24 protein-coding genes and 2 pseudogenes are annotated in these 21,863 nt (G+C 36.5%); 22 read left to right on the top strand and 4 right to left on the bottom strand.

Translation table 11 applies throughout. From position 1 onward, the window contains the following. Window positions 1-36 precede the first annotated feature (36 nt). Window positions 37-249 (bottom strand): hypothetical protein, encoded by a 213-nt coding sequence (locus tag AACL31_RS16005; protein WP_310512965.1) that lies wholly within the window; start codon window positions 247-249, stop codon window positions 37-39. Between the two features lie 199 nt (window positions 250-448). On the opposite strand from AACL31_RS16005, the gene AACL31_RS16000 reads away from it, so the two are divergent. The 9 genes from AACL31_RS16000 to AACL31_RS15965 all read left to right on the top strand — a co-directional run bounded on the left by AACL31_RS16000 (window position 449) and on the right by AACL31_RS15965 (window position 6,734). Beyond that, on the top strand, window positions 449-1,732 hold the full coding sequence (locus AACL31_RS16000; RefSeq protein ID WP_339053384.1) for a phage/plasmid replication protein, II/X family: 1,284 nt from the start codon (window positions 449-451) through the stop codon (window positions 1,730-1,732). A gap of 20 nt (window positions 1,733-1,752) precedes the next feature. Further along, entirely contained in the window at window positions 1,753-2,046 is a 294-nt protein-coding gene (locus AACL31_RS15995; protein WP_310513614.1) for a DNA-binding protein G5P, read from the top strand. Window positions 2,047-2,055: 9 nt separating this feature from the next. Next, window positions 2,056-2,154: a tail virion protein G7P-2 gene (locus tag AACL31_RS21130; RefSeq protein ID WP_422389259.1), complete on the top strand. Its 99-nt coding sequence runs from the start codon at window positions 2,056-2,058 to the stop codon at window positions 2,152-2,154. 91 nt (window positions 2,155-2,245) lie between these two features. Beyond that, complete coding sequence (locus AACL31_RS15990; protein ID WP_310513228.1) at window positions 2,246-2,497, top strand: major coat protein; 252 nt, start codon at window positions 2,246-2,248, stop codon at window positions 2,495-2,497. Window positions 2,498-2,538: 41 nt separating this feature from the next. Further along, a complete protein-coding gene (locus AACL31_RS15985) occupies window positions 2,539-3,633 on the top strand; it encodes an attachment protein (protein ID WP_339053383.1) in 1,095 nt (364 codons plus the stop codon). Next, complete coding sequence (locus AACL31_RS15980; protein ID WP_310513164.1) at window positions 3,633-3,974, top strand: Head virion protein G6P; 342 nt, start codon at window positions 3,633-3,635, stop codon at window positions 3,972-3,974. Before AACL31_RS15985 ends, AACL31_RS15980 begins: the two co-directional genes overlap by 1 nt. Further along, window positions 3,975-5,024 carry a zonular occludens toxin domain-containing protein gene (locus AACL31_RS15975; RefSeq protein ID WP_339053385.1) on the top strand — a complete coding sequence of 350 codons (1,050 nt, stop codon included), beginning with the start codon at window positions 3,975-3,977 and terminating at the stop codon, window positions 5,022-5,024. It begins immediately after the preceding gene. After that, window positions 5,005-6,294: a secretin N-terminal domain-containing protein gene (locus tag AACL31_RS15970; RefSeq protein ID WP_339053382.1), complete on the top strand. Its 1,290-nt coding sequence runs from the start codon at window positions 5,005-5,007 to the stop codon at window positions 6,292-6,294. Before AACL31_RS15975 ends, AACL31_RS15970 begins: the two co-directional genes overlap by 20 nt. Before the next feature lie 161 nt (window positions 6,295-6,455). Further along, window positions 6,456-6,734 (top strand): transcriptional regulator, encoded by a 279-nt coding sequence (locus AACL31_RS15965; protein WP_339053381.1) that lies wholly within the window; start codon window positions 6,456-6,458, stop codon window positions 6,732-6,734. A gap of 581 nt (window positions 6,735-7,315) precedes the next feature. On the opposite strand, the gene AACL31_RS15960 is transcribed toward AACL31_RS15965, so the two are convergent. Together AACL31_RS15960 and AACL31_RS15955 are read right to left on the bottom strand one after the other, a co-directional pair. Beyond that, window positions 7,316-7,624 carry a hypothetical protein gene (locus tag AACL31_RS15960; RefSeq protein WP_310513659.1) on the bottom strand — a complete coding sequence of 103 codons (309 nt, stop codon included), beginning with the start codon at window positions 7,622-7,624 and terminating at the stop codon, window positions 7,316-7,318. A gap of 151 nt (window positions 7,625-7,775) precedes the next feature. Then, window positions 7,776-7,988: a hypothetical protein gene (locus AACL31_RS15955; protein WP_310512965.1), complete on the bottom strand. Its 213-nt coding sequence runs from the start codon at window positions 7,986-7,988 to the stop codon at window positions 7,776-7,778. A 199-nt stretch (window positions 7,989-8,187) separates the two neighbouring features. On the opposite strand from AACL31_RS15955, the gene AACL31_RS15950 reads away from it, so the two are divergent. The 10 genes and pseudogenes from AACL31_RS15950 to hcp all read left to right on the top strand — a co-directional run. Continuing rightward, on the top strand, window positions 8,188-9,471 hold the full coding sequence (locus AACL31_RS15950; RefSeq protein ID WP_339053384.1) for a phage/plasmid replication protein, II/X family: 1,284 nt from the start codon (window positions 8,188-8,190) through the stop codon (window positions 9,469-9,471). 20 nt (window positions 9,472-9,491) lie between these two features. Then, the gene (locus AACL31_RS15945; protein WP_310513614.1) at window positions 9,492-9,785 is read left to right on the top strand and encodes a DNA-binding protein G5P; all 294 of its coding nucleotides are present in this window, start codon (window positions 9,492-9,494) and stop codon (window positions 9,783-9,785) included. A 9-nt stretch (window positions 9,786-9,794) separates the two neighbouring features. Further along, window positions 9,795-9,893 carry a tail virion protein G7P-2 gene (locus AACL31_RS21125; RefSeq protein ID WP_422389259.1) on the top strand — a complete coding sequence of 33 codons (99 nt, stop codon included), beginning with the start codon at window positions 9,795-9,797 and terminating at the stop codon, window positions 9,891-9,893. Between the two features lie 91 nt (window positions 9,894-9,984). Then, window positions 9,985-10,236 (top strand): major coat protein, encoded by a 252-nt coding sequence (locus tag AACL31_RS15940; protein WP_310513228.1) that lies wholly within the window; start codon window positions 9,985-9,987, stop codon window positions 10,234-10,236. A gap of 41 nt (window positions 10,237-10,277) precedes the next feature. Continuing rightward, on the top strand, window positions 10,278-11,372 hold the full coding sequence (locus AACL31_RS15935) for an attachment protein (RefSeq protein WP_339053383.1): 1,095 nt from the start codon (window positions 10,278-10,280) through the stop codon (window positions 11,370-11,372). Beyond that, window positions 11,372-11,713 carry a Head virion protein G6P gene (locus AACL31_RS15930; RefSeq protein WP_310513164.1) on the top strand — a complete coding sequence of 114 codons (342 nt, stop codon included), beginning with the start codon at window positions 11,372-11,374 and terminating at the stop codon, window positions 11,711-11,713. The genes AACL31_RS15935 and AACL31_RS15930 overlap by 1 nt, the downstream gene beginning before the upstream one ends. Next, window positions 11,714-12,763: a zonular occludens toxin domain-containing protein gene (locus AACL31_RS15925; protein ID WP_310513165.1), complete on the top strand. Its 1,050-nt coding sequence runs from the start codon at window positions 11,714-11,716 to the stop codon at window positions 12,761-12,763. It begins immediately after the preceding gene. Beyond that, a complete protein-coding gene (locus AACL31_RS15920) occupies window positions 12,744-14,033 on the top strand; it encodes a secretin N-terminal domain-containing protein (protein WP_339053382.1) in 1,290 nt (429 codons plus the stop codon). The genes AACL31_RS15925 and AACL31_RS15920 overlap by 20 nt, the downstream gene beginning before the upstream one ends. Before the next feature lie 161 nt (window positions 14,034-14,194). Continuing rightward, window positions 14,195-14,473 (top strand): transcriptional regulator, encoded by a 279-nt coding sequence (locus AACL31_RS15915; protein ID WP_339053381.1) that lies wholly within the window; start codon window positions 14,195-14,197, stop codon window positions 14,471-14,473. Between the two features lie 577 nt (window positions 14,474-15,050). Beyond that, a pseudogene (hcp, locus tag AACL31_RS15910) lies at window positions 15,051-15,986 on the top strand (hydroxylamine reductase); the annotation flags it as partial. Window positions 15,987-16,328: 342 nt separating this feature from the next. On the opposite strand, the pseudogene AACL31_RS15905 reads toward hcp, so the two are convergent. Further along, window positions 16,329-16,676: pseudogene (locus AACL31_RS15905) on the bottom strand (aldehyde dehydrogenase family protein); the annotation flags it as partial. A gap of 366 nt (window positions 16,677-17,042) precedes the next feature. On the opposite strand from AACL31_RS15905, the gene cptA reads away from it, so the two are divergent. The 3 genes from cptA to AACL31_RS15890 all read left to right on the top strand — a co-directional run bounded on the left by cptA (window position 17,043) and on the right by AACL31_RS15890 (window position 21,571). Further along, on the top strand, window positions 17,043-18,755 hold the full coding sequence (gene cptA / locus AACL31_RS15900; protein WP_339053380.1) for a phosphoethanolamine transferase CptA: 1,713 nt from the start codon (window positions 17,043-17,045) through the stop codon (window positions 18,753-18,755). 662 nt (window positions 18,756-19,417) lie between these two features. Then, window positions 19,418-20,713: a dicarboxylate/amino acid:cation symporter gene (locus AACL31_RS15895; protein ID WP_310513028.1), complete on the top strand. Its 1,296-nt coding sequence runs from the start codon at window positions 19,418-19,420 to the stop codon at window positions 20,711-20,713. 366 nt (window positions 20,714-21,079) lie between these two features. Continuing rightward, window positions 21,080-21,571, top strand: a complete 492-nt coding sequence (locus AACL31_RS15890; protein WP_310513029.1) for a hypothetical protein — start codon at window positions 21,080-21,082, stop codon at window positions 21,569-21,571. The last annotated feature ends 292 nt before the right edge of the window (window positions 21,572-21,863 follow it).

Raw genomic sequence — 21,863 nt, 5'->3', positions numbered from 1 at the left:
CATTTTTTTGTTTAGTTTTGATGTCGACAGTAATGGTTATTTCGATTGTTTTTTTTCTTCTTTGTTTATCACATGATGAACTATGTCTTGTTTTGCATCATTTGCATAGTGATCTATTAAATGACTTAGTATGTCCGTCCATTTATAGGGTTTTTTTGTGATATAGCCAACTTCTATTGCTATTTGTTCTAATTTCATTTTTCTGGATATTTTTATTCTTGCAGAAGTAGTGTCTTCTTTTTCTTTCATAGTTGTATTCCTTGTTTCTTGTATGCGTTGTATGCGTTGTATGCGTTGTATGCATTGCATCCTAGTATCTTTTTCTTATTCTTTATAAGAATTCTTGCATACATGAATTTTTTCAGCTATTTTTAATATAAAAAAGAATTCATGGATTTTTGTATTCAAAAATACAAGATTAAATAGAAAATAGAATAGGATTTTATTTGTGATTGATCTTCTTGAACTCCAAATTCCATTCAAAGACGAGTATGTAACTAGAACATCTCGTGATAGGGAGCATGGAGGAGGATCTATCGATTTTATACAGATTGCTAAATTAAGTGGTATTCGCTTGTCTGCTCGTGATGTGGAATTTGAAATAAAAGGGGATTTATCTGTTCAGGGATTAGCGCATCCTTTTGAATCGTTACCAACGCATTTTGCCAGTTTGGGCATGAAGATTTATCAGGGAACTCATTTGATTTTCCCGCGAGTCAATCTTAAGGCTTCACCTGCCAAGCTCTTACAGGGGCATAACGTATTTGGTTCAACCAATATTGCATTATGTGGTTTGGAGTTAATCACTAATTTAGCGGCTTCCATGCCACATCTTTTTAATTTGTTAGATGTAACGAATACCGAAGTTTCTGAGCTTCATACAACGTTATCAGTGAGATTACCGACGGAAAGTATTTATAAACAGGTGATCGCTTATTTCAAAAATATCAGTCATGGACAAACCAAAGCGACAAAATCCAATGATCATGAATCAACCGTTTATTTTAATCGTGGTTCTAAACTCAGGGAACTGTGCATTTATTATAAAGCGCTTGAACTGGCAAAACGTTTGGGTGAAATACAAAGAAAATTGCGGGCTAATCCTAATGATGACGTGTTGCTTAATCAGTATGCCATTTTAAATGATAAACGCCTGATTGATTTTGCCAATAACCTGTTGAGATTAGAAGGGCGATTAAAAAAACGTTTTTTAAAAGATAACTCGATTCCGGTTAATTTTTCGGCGCTTTGTCTTTATCAACAACAATATGAACGTGGTGGGGCTAATTTAATTTACGATCTGTGGATGAAAAGTTTTGATGATTTGCTGACGGCATTGAGGGGAATGGAAATGAATATTTATGATGATGAACATATTTTTGAACGATTAAAATCTCATTATTATTCTACCACGCCAAAAGGCAACATTTCCTATGCCAAAGCCCAACGGATATTCGGTTTTTATCGCCGTTTAGTCAATGAAGGATTTTACAATGTCCTTAATTCCATGAGTCGAGTGACGTTTTGGCGTTACTTAACTTTATTAACTGATGTTGGTATCAGTAAATCACAATTACAAAATCTCACGGGCGATAAATCTAACGTCATTCCTTTTTATAAAGTTATCCATATCGATTTTTCTCAACAACGTCCTGACTGGTATGTCGAGCCAGTGAGTGTTTTTGAACGTCAAAATACTATTTATCCATTTAAACAAGTTGCAAATGCTTAAATCAAGAAAGGTGAACCATTATGGCTGCATTGCCCTTATATCAAACGGTGATTAGTGGAAAAGTGACCCGTGTCAGTACTTCTGATGATGGACACGTTTATACCACTGTTATTTTACCTGCGCCTGACCCTTATTCTAAACCGCCTATAGTCAAAATTCGTTCTAAACGACGTGTGGGTGTGATTGACTCAGAAATCAATGAACTGGTTTGTCGTATTTCAGGTTATGAGCGTTCCTTTAGATATCCTGATAAAAAAACAGGGCAAATGACACTTGGGTATAACGTTGAAATGTTCCTTGATTTAGCAGAATAGGTAATCGCTATGGCAACAGTAGGGTTACCGGAAGTATATAACCTGATTTTCGAGATTGGAATTGTCTTATGTTTCGGTCTTGGATTTATAGCAGGAAGACAGAGGTAATGGAAATCGTTTATTTATTCTCGGCTTTTGCTATTGGTTGGGGGTTCTCTTACTCCATTTTGGTCTTTAAAAAATTAGCGGAGGTTTCAGTATGAAATTTTTATCTAACGTAAAGGAATTTATTTTAAATAAATATTTAGCGGTATCACTTTTCCTTTTTTCAGGAATGGCCTTAGCGGATGGCGCTACAGGTACAGTGCCTGATTATGCGGGTCAGGCGATGGATTCATTGCTTACTCAAGCGAATACCTTAATTGGTAAAGTTTGGCCTGTTGTGGTTGCGGTTGTTGGCGCAGGGCTGGCAATTCGTTTATTTAAGAAATTTTCTTCAAAAGCGGTTTGATAACCTGATGGGGGTAATGCCCCCACTTTTAGGGGTTATTTATGAATAACTGGCTTTATATTTTTTTATTATTTTCAATTTCCTTTTTTGCTCATGCTGAGTGGGAAACATCTTATCATGAGTTAGAAGTTATTTGGGATCCTGAAAAAGAAAGTGCTGTCAGGCCATGTGCGGAAGCGAAAGATGCGGCTTTAGATTTTTATGAGATTGTTAAAGATTCTTTTGTAAATCAAGGGTATCAAACTAAATATGAGTTAGATAAGAGTTGTAAAGTGCCTTCTGCGAGTAAAGAGCTTGTGTATGTTAAATGGGGTATTACGGTTTATTGGGGTAAGAATGATGAAAAGGATTGTTTAGCAAAACCGATAGAAGCAAAGACTTATTCTAATACTTATAAAATCGGTCGTGATTATTATGTCAATATTGAGGGTTGTCAGTATATTGCAACCGGCACGATTGTACCAATTGGTGATACGGTTGCAGCGGATTGGAAACCGACAGGTAAAGTTGTTGAAGAAGGTGCGGGTAATGGCTTTGGCAGTCATGGAGGTAATCCGGGTGAGGGTTCTGGTGGGCATGAGGGCGGCAGTAGTCCAGGTGGCGGTTCCGGCGGGAATGAAGGAAGCGGTAGTATCGGCGGTGGTTTGGGTGGGAATGGTTTAGATGACGAGGATGATATTGCTTCTGCGGTAGAAACGGCGTTAAAAAAATCGTTAATTGAAGAATATGATAGTGGTAAGGATACTTCAGAGGCGACTAAAAAAACCGATGAATCATTAAAAAGTATTTCTGGGTCGTTTGATAATTTATTAAGAGGGGCAGGTAATTTTGCTGATCCTGATACGACTTTATATGGTCAAGGAGAATCGGTATTTGATACAGCGGTTAAGATTGCCAGTCCGTTAGAGGTTAAAGAGGGATCTTTTTGGCGTTCAATTTTTAGTCATGTGTCTATTTTTCCTAATGGTCAGGGGTGTTCTGATTTTATTCTTTTTGCAGACGACGTTTATGAAATCAGAATTGGGTGCGATAAGTTAACCGCAATAAAATCATTGCTTTCGTGGGCAATGGCAGCATTGACGTTTTGGTATGTTTTCACTTCGTTAACTTCGTTGTTACGCAAGGGAGGTGATTAATGCCCGTATTATTAGGACTTGCAGCGGTATTACGTTATTTAACGGGTTTTGTTCCTTTGGTATTAAGTTATATCGCGGTGTTATTTACTAAATTAATCACGAGAACGGGATTAATTGTTACGGCTTTAGTTTCGCTTATTATGACCACAATGATAACCGCGTATGGTTATTTTATTGAAATTGCAGTGACGTATTTACCGACTGATTTTTCCCATTTAATGACATCGATTTTACCCGATAATTTTCATGCTTATATTATTGCGATTATGTCAACCCGAATTGTGTTTTTTTTATTTGATTTAAAAGAAAGGCTTTTAAATTATGCCCACAGGATTTTATAAATGGCGGTTTATTTTGTCACAGGGGCATTAGGCTCTGGAAAATCATTAATTTCCGTGGCGAAGATTCAGGATAAATTAATAAAGGGTTGTCCGGTGGCGACAAATATCGATTTAAAACCGCATAATATGCCCGCTGTGGGTAAAATGGCGAAGAAAATAATGATTTATCGTTTACCCGATAAACCGACGTTATTTGATTTAAATGCCATTGGTCGTGGTAATAAAACGTATGATGAAAAATTAAATGGGTTATTAGTGCTTGATGAATGTGGCACTTGGTTAAATACCCGCAGCTGGAATGATAAAAGCCGTCAGTCTGTTTTAGACTGGTTTTTACATGCCCGTAAAATAGGCTGGGATATTATTTTTTTAGTGCAAAATATTTCATTAGTCGATAAACAGGCCAGAGAAGCGTTAGCCGAGCATGTGGTTTATTGCCGACGGCTTGACCGCTTTGCCATTCCATTGATTGGGTCATTATTGAGTATTATTTTTGGTGCCAAAATATCCGCGCCAAAAATTCATTTAGGGATAGTTAAATATGGCGATAATATTCAATCGCCTGTTGTTGAACGTTGGATATATCGTGGTACGGATTTATATGATGCTTATGATACTAAACAACAGTTTTCTTCTTTTTATAATAAGGGCGTTTATTGTCTTTTATCGCCTTATTCTATTTATGGGCGTTATCAACAACCCTTAACGTTAAGTAAAATTATGCGATTAACACGTATTTATTTAAAACGTTTTTCAAAATTAAGATTATTAATTTCAGGGTGTTTATTGGGTATTTCTATAGGTTATTTTTTTATTCATTATCCTCAAAAAGAAATATTAGAAACACAGGTCGTTAACCAATTAGAAATAAATAAATTAAAAATAAAATCATTTAAATTATTAGGTGATGAAACGCGGATTTTATTTTTAATGGATAATGAAATGATTGAATCCGGTGAACTTATTCAACAAGGTTACAATATTGAAGTGATGAGTGCCTGTAAAATGAGAATATACGGGAGGGGAAAAAATGCGCTGGTGTCTTGTTAGTTTTATCCTGCTATTTTCATTAAATACGTTTGCTGAAAAAATTGCCATGACCAATGTGCCAATATTTGAATTTGTGGATTGGTATTCCAGAAAAACGGGGAAAGGGGTGATTGTGCCTAATGATTTTAATGAAAAAATTACCGTTTATAATTCCGATATTTCACCTGAAAATTTACCCGCTTTCTTTGTGTCGGTGATGGCGTCTAGAGGTTATGAGGTCAGTCCCGGTAATCCGGTGATTATTGCCAAAAGTCATCAAGGCAATTATGGCATTTCACCTTTGGATAAGGCGTTAGAGAATCCATTTCCGGAAGGGTCAAGTCTGAATTATTTGCCAGATTATCCTACGCCACAACGGGGTCATTTTTTCACGCAAAAAACGCAAATCTATTCGTTTCATCATGTTCTGGTTAAAGATATTTTTTCTGTTATTGATATCTTTCTGAAATCCTCACCTTATTCAGGCGGACAGGTGGCGATTGATGAGGGCAATAATAGTTTGGTTGTGACGACAACGCCAGAGAATCATAAGCAGATACAATCTTTTTTGCCATCTATTGATATACAACGAACGCAAGTGTTAATTGAGAGTATCATGTTTGAAACCACTGACGGCAGTAATTTTGATTTTTCTTTTGGCGTAGGGAAAAAATCAGGGTCAACGGTGGCAGGGGGAGTAAATACGGCTACGCTGGGCGATATTTTGTCCAGTAGCGGTGGGTCATTTGGCATTTTTTCAGGCAATGTTTTAGGTTTGGCATTAACGGCGGTTCAGGGTGATAAGCACAGTAAGTTATTATCTGTGCCGCGTATTTTGACTTTATCCGGTAAACGCGGATTGATTTCATCCGGTCAGAATGTGCCGATTGTGACGGGTAAAATTATTGGTCAGGGTGTTGATGTTAAAAATCCTTTTCAGACCATTGAGCGACGTGATGTAGGGATTTCGCTTGATGTAACACCGGTAGTGTTGAATGGTGACAGTGTCATGTTAACGGTGAAATCCAAAGCGGACAGTGTTTCAAATATTTCTAATGCAACGGATATTGTTTTTAATCAACGCTCAATTGATACGACGGTTCAGTTGAAAAATGGCGATACGTTGTTGATTGGGGGATTAATCCAGCATAATGCGGTCAACTCCACCTCTTCGGTTCCTTTTATTTCTGCCATTCCGTTGATAGGTTGGTTGTTCGATGCTCGGTCAGATACGAAGGATAATACGGTGATGTATATTCTGATTAGAGCACGGGTACTGAATGTTGTTTAACTGACGGAAGGCCATACCCTAGCAGGCGCAGCCTGATGGGGTATGGTTGGAGTCAGTTGTTACATGTTGTTTGTTAAGCGTTAAGTTGTTTTTTAGCGCTGTATAGTCAGACTTCCGATCTGACTATACAGCTATCACATAAACCTACGTTGGCGGTCTATATGACTGTGTTCGATCCTACTCAATATCCAGAGTTACGCAATCTTTTTCCTGAATTAACGCCAGTGCAGTTTGAAACGGCATTGTTGTTTGCTTTTGGCATTCCGCAAAAAGAAATCTCCGTACTGCGTTCAGTGGCTTATAAAGTGGTGAGACAGACGATAACAGAAGCGAGAATGAAATTTGAGCCAGCGTCATTAACTGGATTATTAACGGTATTTCATGTTCGTTTAGTGTTATTTGCTTTGTATGATTGCCAGCAACGCATTTGTAAGACATAAAAAAGCGGATTAGTCTAGGTGCGTTAAACGCACCTAGGGTATTTTATTCGATGAGATAATATCGATTTGGTATTAGGTCATAACTTCTAAAATTAATCGTAAATACCGCCACTTCTGATTTTGAGTCGCATCACACCAGATATCAGGGAAACCCGCTACTTTATGGCGGGTTTTTTTATGCTTTAAAATGTCCGTCAGGACATGTAAGGCGGCAGATTGCAATCACAAAGATAACCGAATGGAAAACCGCCGAAGCCAGGGGGGACTTATCGGGTAGCAAGGAACCCCCGCGTTAGCGTTCCTGCCAAGCCATCTTTTTACGATAAATAAAGCGACTCAGCAGTTTGAGGGTCGAAGACAAGCGAATCGTTTAGCGATGATTGATTTTTTATTTGCTTTTGTTTGTTGTTTAATTTTACAAAAAATCAATAAAATTATTATTTGTAGATAAGCTTCGGTAAAATGCCATTAAGGTTCGCATAATATACAACGCCGTTATGTTGAATAGCCGTCTGCGAAAATAGCTCCTCGCAGACGGCGGCCATTTACACATAACGCCATTGTGCGAACCTGCGGTTATGTCAATTTAGATAACCTGACTTGACGCTAAGCCCAAATAAGGGGTTTTCGATTAACGGAACAACTACAATATCGAATATGTCAGGCTCAGGTAATAGTTTCGCATCTATGGCTGCTTCAAAGGGTGTATCTGCAAAATAAGCTACTTCAAGATTATCTGTGTAGATAGGCATCCCAAACTTATTTTCTTTCATTGTCACAAAGCGACGATTAATTGTATTGAACAGAGTATAACCGATGACGTCAGGGTTATTTTCTGTAAATGCAATTTCCATTTCTTTTACTTGTTTTTTTAGCTTTTTCTTTTTCATTCACATCAGCCATTTGTTAATTAAAATTATGTACTCTTGTTTCAAATTGAAGCATTTTTACTTTAATTTAACTATTATTAAACATTTTTGATTTCTGAATTTTGGCAGGTTTTTTCATTTTTTTGTTTAGTTTTGATGTCGACAGTAATGGTTATTTCGATTGTTTTTTTTCTTCTTTGTTTATCACATGATGAACTATGTCTTGTTTTGCATCATTTGCATAGTGATCTATTAAATGACTTAGTATGTCCGTCCATTTATAGGGTTTTTTTGTGATATAGCCAACTTCTATTGCTATTTGTTCTAATTTCATTTTTCTGGATATTTTTATTCTTGCAGAAGTAGTGTCTTCTTTTTCTTTCATAGTTGTATTCCTTGTTTCTTGTATGCGTTGTATGCGTTGTATGCGTTGTATGCATTGCATCCTAGTATCTTTTTCTTATTCTTTATAAGAATTCTTGCATACATGAATTTTTTCAGCTATTTTTAATATAAAAAAGAATTCATGGATTTTTGTATTCAAAAATACAAGATTAAATAGAAAATAGAATAGGATTTTATTTGTGATTGATCTTCTTGAACTCCAAATTCCATTCAAAGACGAGTATGTAACTAGAACATCTCGTGATAGGGAGCATGGAGGAGGATCTATCGATTTTATACAGATTGCTAAATTAAGTGGTATTCGCTTGTCTGCTCGTGATGTGGAATTTGAAATAAAAGGGGATTTATCTGTTCAGGGATTAGCGCATCCTTTTGAATCGTTACCAACGCATTTTGCCAGTTTGGGCATGAAGATTTATCAGGGAACTCATTTGATTTTCCCGCGAGTCAATCTTAAGGCTTCACCTGCCAAGCTCTTACAGGGGCATAACGTATTTGGTTCAACCAATATTGCATTATGTGGTTTGGAGTTAATCACTAATTTAGCGGCTTCCATGCCACATCTTTTTAATTTGTTAGATGTAACGAATACCGAAGTTTCTGAGCTTCATACAACGTTATCAGTGAGATTACCGACGGAAAGTATTTATAAACAGGTGATCGCTTATTTCAAAAATATCAGTCATGGACAAACCAAAGCGACAAAATCCAATGATCATGAATCAACCGTTTATTTTAATCGTGGTTCTAAACTCAGGGAACTGTGCATTTATTATAAAGCGCTTGAACTGGCAAAACGTTTGGGTGAAATACAAAGAAAATTGCGGGCTAATCCTAATGATGACGTGTTGCTTAATCAGTATGCCATTTTAAATGATAAACGCCTGATTGATTTTGCCAATAACCTGTTGAGATTAGAAGGGCGATTAAAAAAACGTTTTTTAAAAGATAACTCGATTCCGGTTAATTTTTCGGCGCTTTGTCTTTATCAACAACAATATGAACGTGGTGGGGCTAATTTAATTTACGATCTGTGGATGAAAAGTTTTGATGATTTGCTGACGGCATTGAGGGGAATGGAAATGAATATTTATGATGATGAACATATTTTTGAACGATTAAAATCTCATTATTATTCTACCACGCCAAAAGGCAACATTTCCTATGCCAAAGCCCAACGGATATTCGGTTTTTATCGCCGTTTAGTCAATGAAGGATTTTACAATGTCCTTAATTCCATGAGTCGAGTGACGTTTTGGCGTTACTTAACTTTATTAACTGATGTTGGTATCAGTAAATCACAATTACAAAATCTCACGGGCGATAAATCTAACGTCATTCCTTTTTATAAAGTTATCCATATCGATTTTTCTCAACAACGTCCTGACTGGTATGTCGAGCCAGTGAGTGTTTTTGAACGTCAAAATACTATTTATCCATTTAAACAAGTTGCAAATGCTTAAATCAAGAAAGGTGAACCATTATGGCTGCATTGCCCTTATATCAAACGGTGATTAGTGGAAAAGTGACCCGTGTCAGTACTTCTGATGATGGACACGTTTATACCACTGTTATTTTACCTGCGCCTGACCCTTATTCTAAACCGCCTATAGTCAAAATTCGTTCTAAACGACGTGTGGGTGTGATTGACTCAGAAATCAATGAACTGGTTTGTCGTATTTCAGGTTATGAGCGTTCCTTTAGATATCCTGATAAAAAAACAGGGCAAATGACACTTGGGTATAACGTTGAAATGTTCCTTGATTTAGCAGAATAGGTAATCGCTATGGCAACAGTAGGGTTACCGGAAGTATATAACCTGATTTTCGAGATTGGAATTGTCTTATGTTTCGGTCTTGGATTTATAGCAGGAAGACAGAGGTAATGGAAATCGTTTATTTATTCTCGGCTTTTGCTATTGGTTGGGGGTTCTCTTACTCCATTTTGGTCTTTAAAAAATTAGCGGAGGTTTCAGTATGAAATTTTTATCTAACGTAAAGGAATTTATTTTAAATAAATATTTAGCGGTATCACTTTTCCTTTTTTCAGGAATGGCCTTAGCGGATGGCGCTACAGGTACAGTGCCTGATTATGCGGGTCAGGCGATGGATTCATTGCTTACTCAAGCGAATACCTTAATTGGTAAAGTTTGGCCTGTTGTGGTTGCGGTTGTTGGCGCAGGGCTGGCAATTCGTTTATTTAAGAAATTTTCTTCAAAAGCGGTTTGATAACCTGATGGGGGTAATGCCCCCACTTTTAGGGGTTATTTATGAATAACTGGCTTTATATTTTTTTATTATTTTCAATTTCCTTTTTTGCTCATGCTGAGTGGGAAACATCTTATCATGAGTTAGAAGTTATTTGGGATCCTGAAAAAGAAAGTGCTGTCAGGCCATGTGCGGAAGCGAAAGATGCGGCTTTAGATTTTTATGAGATTGTTAAAGATTCTTTTGTAAATCAAGGGTATCAAACTAAATATGAGTTAGATAAGAGTTGTAAAGTGCCTTCTGCGAGTAAAGAGCTTGTGTATGTTAAATGGGGTATTACGGTTTATTGGGGTAAGAATGATGAAAAGGATTGTTTAGCAAAACCGATAGAAGCAAAGACTTATTCTAATACTTATAAAATCGGTCGTGATTATTATGTCAATATTGAGGGTTGTCAGTATATTGCAACCGGCACGATTGTACCAATTGGTGATACGGTTGCAGCGGATTGGAAACCGACAGGTAAAGTTGTTGAAGAAGGTGCGGGTAATGGCTTTGGCAGTCATGGAGGTAATCCGGGTGAGGGTTCTGGTGGGCATGAGGGCGGCAGTAGTCCAGGTGGCGGTTCCGGCGGGAATGAAGGAAGCGGTAGTATCGGCGGTGGTTTGGGTGGGAATGGTTTAGATGACGAGGATGATATTGCTTCTGCGGTAGAAACGGCGTTAAAAAAATCGTTAATTGAAGAATATGATAGTGGTAAGGATACTTCAGAGGCGACTAAAAAAACCGATGAATCATTAAAAAGTATTTCTGGGTCGTTTGATAATTTATTAAGAGGGGCAGGTAATTTTGCTGATCCTGATACGACTTTATATGGTCAAGGAGAATCGGTATTTGATACAGCGGTTAAGATTGCCAGTCCGTTAGAGGTTAAAGAGGGATCTTTTTGGCGTTCAATTTTTAGTCATGTGTCTATTTTTCCTAATGGTCAGGGGTGTTCTGATTTTATTCTTTTTGCAGACGACGTTTATGAAATCAGAATTGGGTGCGATAAGTTAACCGCAATAAAATCATTGCTTTCGTGGGCAATGGCAGCATTGACGTTTTGGTATGTTTTCACTTCGTTAACTTCGTTGTTACGCAAGGGAGGTGATTAATGCCCGTATTATTAGGACTTGCAGCGGTATTACGTTATTTAACGGGTTTTGTTCCTTTGGTATTAAGTTATATCGCGGTGTTATTTACTAAATTAATCACGAGAACGGGATTAATTGTTACGGCTTTAGTTTCGCTTATTATGACCACAATGATAACCGCGTATGGTTATTTTATTGAAATTGCAGTGACGTATTTACCGACTGATTTTTCCCATTTAATGACATCGATTTTACCCGATAATTTTCATGCTTATATTATTGCGATTATGTCAACCCGAATTGTGTTTTTTTTATTTGATTTAAAAGAAAGGCTTTTAAATTATGCCCACAGGATTTTATAAATGGCGGTTTATTTTGTCACAGGGGCATTAGGCTCTGGAAAATCATTAATTTCCGTGGCAAAGATTCAGGATAAATTAATAAAGGGTTGTCCGGTGGCGACAAATATCGATTTAAAACCGCATAATATGCCCGCTGTGGGTAAAATGGCGAAGAAAATAATGATTTATCGTTTACCCGATAAACCGACGTTATTTGATTTAAATGCCATTGGTCGTGGTAATAAAACGTATGATGAAAAATTAAATGGGTTATTAGTGCTTGATGAATGTGGCACTTGGTTAAATACCCGCAGCTGGAATGATAAAAGCCGTCAGTCTGTTTTAGACTGGTTTTTACATGCCCGTAAATTAGGCTGGGATATTATTTTTTTAGTGCAAAATATTTCATTAGTCGATAAACAGGCCAGAGAAGCGTTAGCCGAGCATGTGGTTTATTGCCGACGGCTTGACCGCTTTGCCATTCCATTGATTGGGTCATTATTGAGTATTATTTTTGGTGCCAAAATATCCGCGCCAAAAATTCATTTAGGGATAGTTAAATATGGCGATAATATTCAATCGCCTGTTGTTGAACGTTGGATATATCGTGGTACGGATTTATATGATGCTTATGATACTAAACAACAGTTTTCTTCTTTTTATAATAAGGGCGTTTATTGTCTTTTATCGCCTTATTCTATTTATGGGCGTTATCAACAACCCTTAACGTTAAGTAAAATTATGCGATTAACACGTATTTATTTAAAACGTTTTTCAAAATTAAGATTATTAATTTCAGGGTGTTTATTGGGTATTTCTATAGGTTATTTTTTTATTCATTATCCTCAAAAAGAAATATTAGAAACACAGGTCGTTAACCAATTAGAAATAAATAAATTAAAAATAAAATCATTTAAATTATTAGGTGATGAAACGCGGATTTTATTTTTAATGGATAATGAAATGATTGAATCCGGTGAACTTATTCAACAAGGTTACAATATTGAAGTGATGAGTGCCTGTAAAATGAGAATATACGGGAGGGGAAAAAATGCGCTGGTGTCTTGTTAGTTTTATCCTGCTATTTTCATTAAATACGTTTGCTGAAAAAATTGCCATGACCAATGTGCCAATATTTGAATTTGTGGATTGGTATTCCAGAAAAACGGGTAAAGGGGTGATTGTGCCTAATGATTTTAATGAAAAAATTACCGTTTATAATTCCGATATTTCACCTGAAAATTTACCCGCTTTCTTTGTGTCGGTGATGGCGTCTAGAGGTTATGAGGTCAGTCCCGGTAATCCGGTGATTATTGCCAAAAGTCATCAAGGCAATTATGGCATTTCACCTTTGGATAAGGCGTTAGAGAATCCATTTCCGGAAGGGTCAAGTCTGAATTATTTGCCAGATTATCCTACGCCACAACGGGGTCATTTTTTCACGCAAAAAACGCAAATCTATTCGTTTCATCATGTTCTGGTTAAAGATATTTTTTCTGTTATTGATATCTTTCTGAAATCCTCACCTTATTCAGGCGGACAGGTGGCGATTGATGAGGGCAATAATAGTTTGGTTGTGACGACAACGCCAGAGAATCATAAGCAGATACAATCTTTTTTGCCATCTATTGATATACAACGAACGCAAGTGTTAATTGAGAGTATCATGTTTGAAACCACTGACGGCAGTAATTTTGATTTTTCTTTTGGCGTAGGGAAAAAATCAGGGTCAACGGTGGCAGGGGGCGTAAATACGGCTACGCTGGGCGATATTTTGTCCAGTAGCGGTGGGTCATTTGGCATTTTTTCAGGCAATGTTTTAGGTTTGGCATTAACGGCGGTTCAGGGTGATAAGCACAGTAAGTTATTATCTGTGCCGCGTATTTTGACTTTATCCGGTAAACGCGGATTGATTTCATCCGGTCAGAATGTGCCGATTGTGACGGGTAAAATTATTGGTCAGGGTGTTGATGTTAAAAATCCTTTTCAGACCATTGAGCGACGTGATGTAGGGATTTCGCTTGATGTAACACCGGTAGTGTTGAATGGTGACAGTGTCATGTTAACGGTGAAATCCAAAGCGGACAGTGTTTCAAATATTTCTAATGCAACGGATATTGTTTTTAATCAACGCTCAATTGATACGACGGTTCAGTTGAAAAATGGCGATACGTTGTTGATTGGGGGATTAATCCAGCATAATGCGGTCAACTCCACCTCTTCGGTTCCTTTTATTTCTGCCATTCCGTTGATAGGTTGGTTGTTCGATGCTCGGTCAGATACGAAGGATAATACGGTGATGTATATTCTGATTAGAGCACGGGTACTGAATGTTGTTTAACTGACGGAAGGCCATACCCTAGCAGGCGCAGCCTGATGGGGTATGGTTGGAGTCAGTTGTTACATGTTGTTTGTTAAGCGTTAAGTTGTTTTTTAGCGCTGTATAGTCAGACTTCCGATCTGACTATACAGCTATCACATAAACCTACGTTGGCGGTCTATATGACTGTGTTCGATCCTACTCAATATCCAGAGTTACGCAATCTTTTTCCTGAATTAACGCCAGTGCAGTTTGAAACGGCATTGTTGTTTGCTTTTGGCATTCCGCAAAAAGAAATCTCCGTACTGCGTTCAGTGGCTTATAAAGTGGTGAGACAGACGATAACAGAAGCGAGAATGAAATTTGAGCCAGCGTCATTAACTGGATTATTAACGGTATTTCATGTTCGTTTAGTGTTATTTGCTTTGTATGATTGCCAGCAACGCATTTGTAAGACATAAAAAAGCGGATTAGTCTAGGTGCGTTAAACGCACCTAGGGTATTTTATTCGATGAGATAATATCGATTTGGTATTAGGTCATAACTTCTAAAATTAATCGTAAATACCGCCACTTCTGATTTTGAGTCGCATCACACCAGATATCAGGGAAACCCGCTACTTTATGGCGGGTTTTTTTATGCTTTAAAATGTCCGTCAGGACATGTAAGGCGGCAGATTGCAATCACAAAGATAACCGAATGGAAAACCGCCGAAGCCAGGGGGGACTTATCGGGTAGCAAGGAACCCCCGCGTTAGCGTTCCTGCCAAGCCATCTTTTTACGATAAATAAAGCGACTCAGCAGTTTGAGGGTCGAAGACAAGCGAATCGTTTAGCGATGATTGATTTTTTATTTGCTTTTGTTTGTTGTTTAATTTTACAAAAAATCAATAAAATTATTATTTGTAGATAAGCTTCGGTAAAATGCCATTAAGGTTCGCATAATGCACTCTATGTTAAAGACGAACCTTGCCCATTCCGGCTGGCGACATTTTGCCGGAATGGGCAAGAACCCTTTTGTAACATAGCGTTGTATATTGCAGGTAAATGTATTCTAGTTTCTGGCCATGATCTGAAAGATCTACACAATTTATTGCAACAGACTGCAGGTACAGGTATTAATATTTTCACCCATGGTGAAATGTTACCAGCACACGGCTACCCAGCAATACATAAGTTCAAACATCTGGCCGGTAACTATGGAGGTGGCTGGCAGGATCAACAAATCGAGTTTGCCCAGTTCCCCGGCCCCATTATTATGACATCAAATTGTATTATCGATCCATTTGTTGGCAACTATTCCGATCGTATCTGGAGCCGCAGTATTGTTGGATGGCCAGAGATAAACCATTTGGAAGGTAACGATTTTAGCCCCGTGATTGCTATGGCACAGCAGATGACAGGATTCCCATATAGTGAAATTGAACATCAAGTTACAGTTGGTTTTGGTCGCCGCACTCTGCTGGATGCAACAGATACACTAATTGAGTTAATCAACAGTAAAAAATTACGCCATATCTTTCTAGTAGGTGGTTGTGATGGAGCGCGCCCTAAGCGTAGCTATTTCACCAATTTTGCCACTCATGTGCCAAATGATTGCATAATTCTAACTTTAGCTTGTGGTAAATATCGTTTTAATAAATTGGATTTTGGTGAAATAGCAGGCTTACCACGCTTAATCGATGTTGGTCAATGTAATGACGCTTATGGTGCAATTATTCTTGCCATCAAGCTGGCGAAAAAATTATCGTGTAACGTGAATGATCTACCGCTATCACTGGTTTTTTCCTGGTTTGAGCAAAAAGCGATTGCTATTTTACTCACCTTGCTATCACTTGGCATAACTAATATCATAATTGGCCCAACGACACCCGCTTTCTTGACGCCAGATTTGCTCACTATCTTCGAGAAAAAATTTGGTTTAAGAAAAATCACTAATGTGGAGCAGGATATGCGGCAATTGCTGTCTACATAAGAATAAAAGATATCAATAGATACAATTAATGCCAGGGAACGGCAGCGGGCCGCACCTTTGTTTAACGCTCGCGCCTTCAATTCCTTACCAATGGCGGTAACTTTATTGTTTTCACTTACATTATTATTAATCTTTAATAAATTTTTTTATTATAAATTTCACAATAAAATGTTTTTTATTAATAAATCTATTTTACACAAATAATTATTATTCAATAATATTCTATTTCGCCGGTTTAATTTTTTATTACAATCCCTCTAGTTAAATAGAAATTTTTCTAAACACTAATTATAAATATTAAATTTAAGCTATCAATATATTTAATTCCCCAAATTAACCCAATATGGCTTGCTGATTAATTAACGGTCCTAGTTGAGCATCTTTTTGACTTGCTGGCCCGACGCGCAGAGTTTTTACAGCTGCACTAAGTCGTTTTGCGAATTCGTCATATATAGTTGCTTGAACCAAGATACGATTAGCACAAACGCAAGTCTGTCCACTATTGCGAAATTTTGCTGCTAATACACCTTGAACAGCAGCTTCTAAATCAGCATCATCGAAAACAATAAAAGGTGCATTGCCGCCTAACTCTAATGAGATCTTTTTGACTGTATTAGCACACTGCGCCATTAATAATTTCCCCACTTGCGTTGAGCCAGTGAAGGTTAATTTGCGGACTATCGGGCTTGCTATCTTTTAGTTAATACTTTCAGTAAAACAGATAAAAGATGCAAAAAGCAAAACTAGATTTTATTTATTTTGTCACAAAAAAACTTACTGTTGTTATTATTACCGTATTTTTTATATTTATTATAAAAAACAAAAATAATTGACTATGGTGTTAGTCAAATTAAAATATAATTTAATAATACTTCTTTCCAACCAAAAAACTGGCAACATATTTCCAACAATTGCTTAAAGGTAACAATATTTTTGTTGCAATTATTTCTATTTCGTTTAATGTTCAAAAAATTATCAGCGGCCAAAATAGCTGATAATGAAAATAATACATAACACCTTATGTTAAAAAAACCAAAATTGATGAGCATAAATTATATGTTTAATTCTTCACCAAATAAAAAAAATAACTTAGTAGCCTTTATCTGGTTGCTTGTCTTTTTTCTCTATTTTTCTACAGTTATTCAAATCATTGTTGTAACAACCGGTCAAAGTAATACCATTGGTCTAAGAGATTCCCTTTTATACAGCACTCTTTGGCTCATTCCTGCACTGTTTTTTTCTCGCCATATCAAATTGGTTGCCGCCATTATAGGCATTTTTCTCTGGCTATCTTCTGCCATCGCCTTGGCCTATTATATTGTTTATGGCCAACAGTTTTCACAAAGTGTCATGTTTATCATGTTTGAAACAAACACACATGAAGCAAGTGAATTCTTAACCCAATATTTAAGTATTAAAGTTATCGCAAGCCTATTGGTTTATACACTTATCGCTATTTTTTTATGGACACGCATAAAACCTATTCATATTTCCGTTTCGGCCAAAGTTATATTGACAACAATTATTATCGGTATTTTTTTTGGTGCCCCTTTTTACAAAAAAGTCATCAAATCAAACGGTGATCTTGATGATCTAATGCCATATTTAAATGCCAGGATGGCTTATGCTGCTCCTTGGCAATTTATTAGCGGTTATTTTCTTTATCAAAATCAGCTTACTAATATGGAAGCTATTTTAACCCACAATGCTAAAATACCCCCTTTAAAAAATTTGATTGATAATAATGGCGCTACTCCAAGAACATTAGTGTTAGTCATTGGTGAATCGACAAGTCGAAACCGTATGAGTTTATATGGATATGGCCGCCAAACAACACCACAATTAAGCGCATTAAAAGCACAATACCCAAATAATTTCAAAGTATTCAACGATGTAGTTACCTCACGCCCTTACACTATCGAAGTGTTACAACAAGCATTAACTTTTGCCGATCAATTACACCCAGAACTTTATAAAACAGCTCCTTCGTTAATGAATATGATGAAGCAAGCAGGTTATAAAACTTTCTGGATCACCAATCAGCAAACCATAACTCAGCGTAATACGATGTTAACCGCATTTTCGCGCCAGACAGATAAACAATATTATCTAAACAACGATATGGCGCAAAGTTCACGCCAATATGACACATCAGTATTAGCACCATTCAATGAAGTATTAAAAGATCCAGCAGAAAAGAAATTCATCATTGTCCATTTACTTGGCACCCATATGAAATATGCCTATCGTTACCCTAAAGATGAGGGAATATTTGATAATAAAACAGATACTATGCCCACCAATTTGGCTAAAAGTGATCAAGCCGATTATAACGACTATGATAGTGCACAACACTTCAACGATAAGGTAGTGGCAACACTAATCAGAGATTTTGCTGCATCTAACGAAAACGGTTTTTTGGTCTATTTTTCTGATCATGGCGAAGAGGTTTTTGACACACCGCCACACCATATTTTAGGTCGTAATGAAGCAGCACCAACCCGCCCTATGTATGAGATCCCTTTTATTATCTGGCAATCAACCCAATGGATTAATACTCACCAACGCCATTTAGATACCATGGTAAATAGGCCCTATAGTATTATGCATTTGATCCACACTTGGTCAGATTTAGCCGGGCTTGATTATGATGGATTGGATGTCAGTAAATGTGTCATTAACAAAGATTTTCAACCTTCTCCCCGTTATATTGGTGATCCTTATAACAAACAGCAACCACTAAAAACCTATGATCAACTAAAAAAATAGTCCTTTCATTTATTCCTCTCCCCGGGTTAATTCTTAGGGGAGAGTTACACCCTTAATCATAAAATTTATAGATACAAATCATATCTGATAACCAGTTTTAAACTGGCCAGTTTTCAAACAATTCGTTAGTAACGTACTTTTGTTTAAGATATCAATTAATCAATAACTAAAAAGCTAAATTATTAGTTAAAAATGGTAAAAAAGTCGAATAGCCGCTATTACTAGAACATTTTATTAATTAAATAAACTAATAATATCAGCTTGTTAAGTCACAAAATTTAAAATTATTCATTAAATTATATGGTTTGTTCACTTTAATACTGTTATGGTTATCATTCTACACTGTAGTATTGCAGACAAAATAAAAATACTAACGCGCCTAATAATAAATAACGTAAATCATTTTTGACATGAAATTTAACACTTAATTAAATAACAAATAATCAATATAAACATTCATTTAACTTGATACTAAACATGTATCTATACCAGGATATTGTATCAATTTCGATAAAAACAAATCGATATTATTTCTCATTTTAAATACATTTATTTAACACAATTAAAGGAAAGGATAACTTAGGCAATAACACTGAAATACTAATTCAGGGCTTGTTAAATAATATGAGATCTAATACCGGCCTGACTAAAACGGAATCATTATGAAATCGAAAAGTTTAACCACTTGGATTATTGTAGGCCTGATCGCCGGGATAATAGTTGGATTTGCATTAAATTCATTCACCAATCCAGAAATAACCGCCAGCTACGCCAAAAATATTTCGATCATTACAGATATTTTTTTGCGTTTGATTAAAATGATTATTGCACCATTAATTATTTCAACCTTGATCGTCGGGATCGCCAAAATGGGTGACGCCAAAACCTTAGGACGTGTTTTCTCAAAAACATTGTTACTGTTCATGGTTGCTTCTTTCATTTCAATTACCATTGGCCTGGTTATTGTTAATATTCTTACACCAGGAGTAGGTATCAATTTCGTGGCAGAGACCAATTCAACGGTGACAAATATCGAACCAACCACCTTTTCTTTCCACAATTTTATTGCCCATGCTATACCTACTAGTATCATTGATGCGATGTCGCGTAATGAGATTTTACAGATTGTAATTTTCTCAATTTTTATGGGATGCAGCATATCTGCCATAGGTAAAAAAGGTGAACCGATTATTAAAATTCTAGATTCACTGGTTTACGTAATGTTGAAGCTGACAAGCTATGTTATGCTTTTTGCCCCTATTACTGTTTTTGCTGCTATCTCAGCCATGATTGCTGAACGCGGATTGAGTGTACTGATCAGTACTAGCATTTTTATGGGAGAATTTTACTTTACTCTAGCGTTACTCTGGGTGATCTTAATTGGGGTATCGGTGTTAATCGTTGGCCCATGCATTTTACGCTTAGTCAAAAACATCATGGAACCGGCTTTACTCGCTTTCACCACCTCAAGTTCTGAAGCGGCTTTTCCGGGTACTTTAGAAAAACTGGAACAGTTTGGTATTTCTAATAAGATTGCTAGCTTTGTTTTACCAATTGGTTACTCATTCAACCTTGTTGGTTCAATGGCTTATTGTTCATTTGCAGTTATCTTTATCGGTCAAGCATGTAATATCCATTTAAGTATGGGTGAACAAATCACTATGTTGTTGATTTTGATGCTGACATCTAAAGGTATGGCTGGTATACCACGGGCATCGTTGGTCGTTATTGCAGCGACACTAAGCCAATTTAATATTCCAGAAGCCGGCTTAATTTTATTAATGGGTATTGATCCTTTCTTAGATATGGGACGTTCAGCAACGAATGTCATGAGTAATGCCATGGGATCAGCACTGGTTGGTCGCTGGGAAGGTGAACACTATGGCGACGGTTGCCGAGGCACACCGAAAGAAAAATCTGATAATCTTTTTACTGATAAAATTAGTTTGAAATCTTAATAATAGATAATATTCCAGCCAAATAGCACAACAAGACGCGCCTGTAGGCGCGGCTTATTTACTTAAGATATAATATGCTTGATTGATTTTAAGTATTTAATTAATTCAACTTAAGAAGGATTAGCCATTTTCATTTTTAGTACAATTACTGATGGTAATTTTTTTTCATTCCTCTAATTCTCATCTATGCTTAATGGATAACGGACATAAGCTACAGAGTTATACATATCAAGTTGTTATGTTGTTAAAATCTTATATCCAGTCTTATGTCTTTATCTAATAGATGTATCTGTAATGTTAAAGTCTTTTTTATTGATTATACACTTATTTATGATCGTCCATGAATATAGAGAAAGGAAGCTATCAATGAACAAAAAAATTCTAAGTATGCTAATCTTGGCGGGTATAATAACTGCTGTTACTGCTTGTGATGAATCACCTAAAGTAGACGATGCCATCCAACAGACCAAGGAAAGCGCTGAACAAATAAAACAGGCTGGGGCAGAAAAAGCTAAACAAGTGGTTGATGATGCGAAAGAAGCTGCAACCGATATAAAAAATAAAGCTGCTGAAGAAGCTGATAAACTATCAACAAAAGCAGATCAATTAAAAGAAACAACCAAACAAAAAACATCAGAGTTGCAACAAAATATTTCAGATAAAGCCACTGAAACCACAAATCAAGCCAAAGAAAAAGCAATCCAAGTTAAAGAAGGGTTTAATTCTGAAGTCCAGACATTATCTGATAAAGCAGCAGCGGCTAAAGAGGATCTAACCAATAAGGCAAACACTTTAAGTGAAAGCGCTAAAGAAAAAGCGGCAACCATGCAACAAAATTCTCAACCACAAAAACAATAAAATTCAATTAGTTTAATGAATTAAAAGAAAATATTGTTAAAAAGTTAATTGTAGTTAGAACCATCGAAATAAGAATAATATTGTTTTACACTTCCTTCTAACCTGATAAGGCCAGTATTTCTGGCCTCTTTTTTTAATCTGGCAAGATTGATCATATAAAATTTATAATAATTTGAAATTAATGTTTTGACATGTTGATTAAAATAGTTGCCAGATTTATTACACCAAAAACGGTTTACCAAAATAGTATATTCGCAATGTCTTTACCCAGAGCCCAAATTGGCGGTAATAG

The organism is Arsenophonus endosymbiont of Crataerina pallida (genome assembly GCF_964020125.1).
Taxonomy (GTDB): Bacteria; Pseudomonadota; Gammaproteobacteria; order Enterobacterales; family Enterobacteriaceae; genus Arsenophonus; species Arsenophonus nilaparvatae.
Note: the sequence above shows the minus strand (reverse complement) of the source record. Positions and strands in the feature narration are given on the sequence as shown.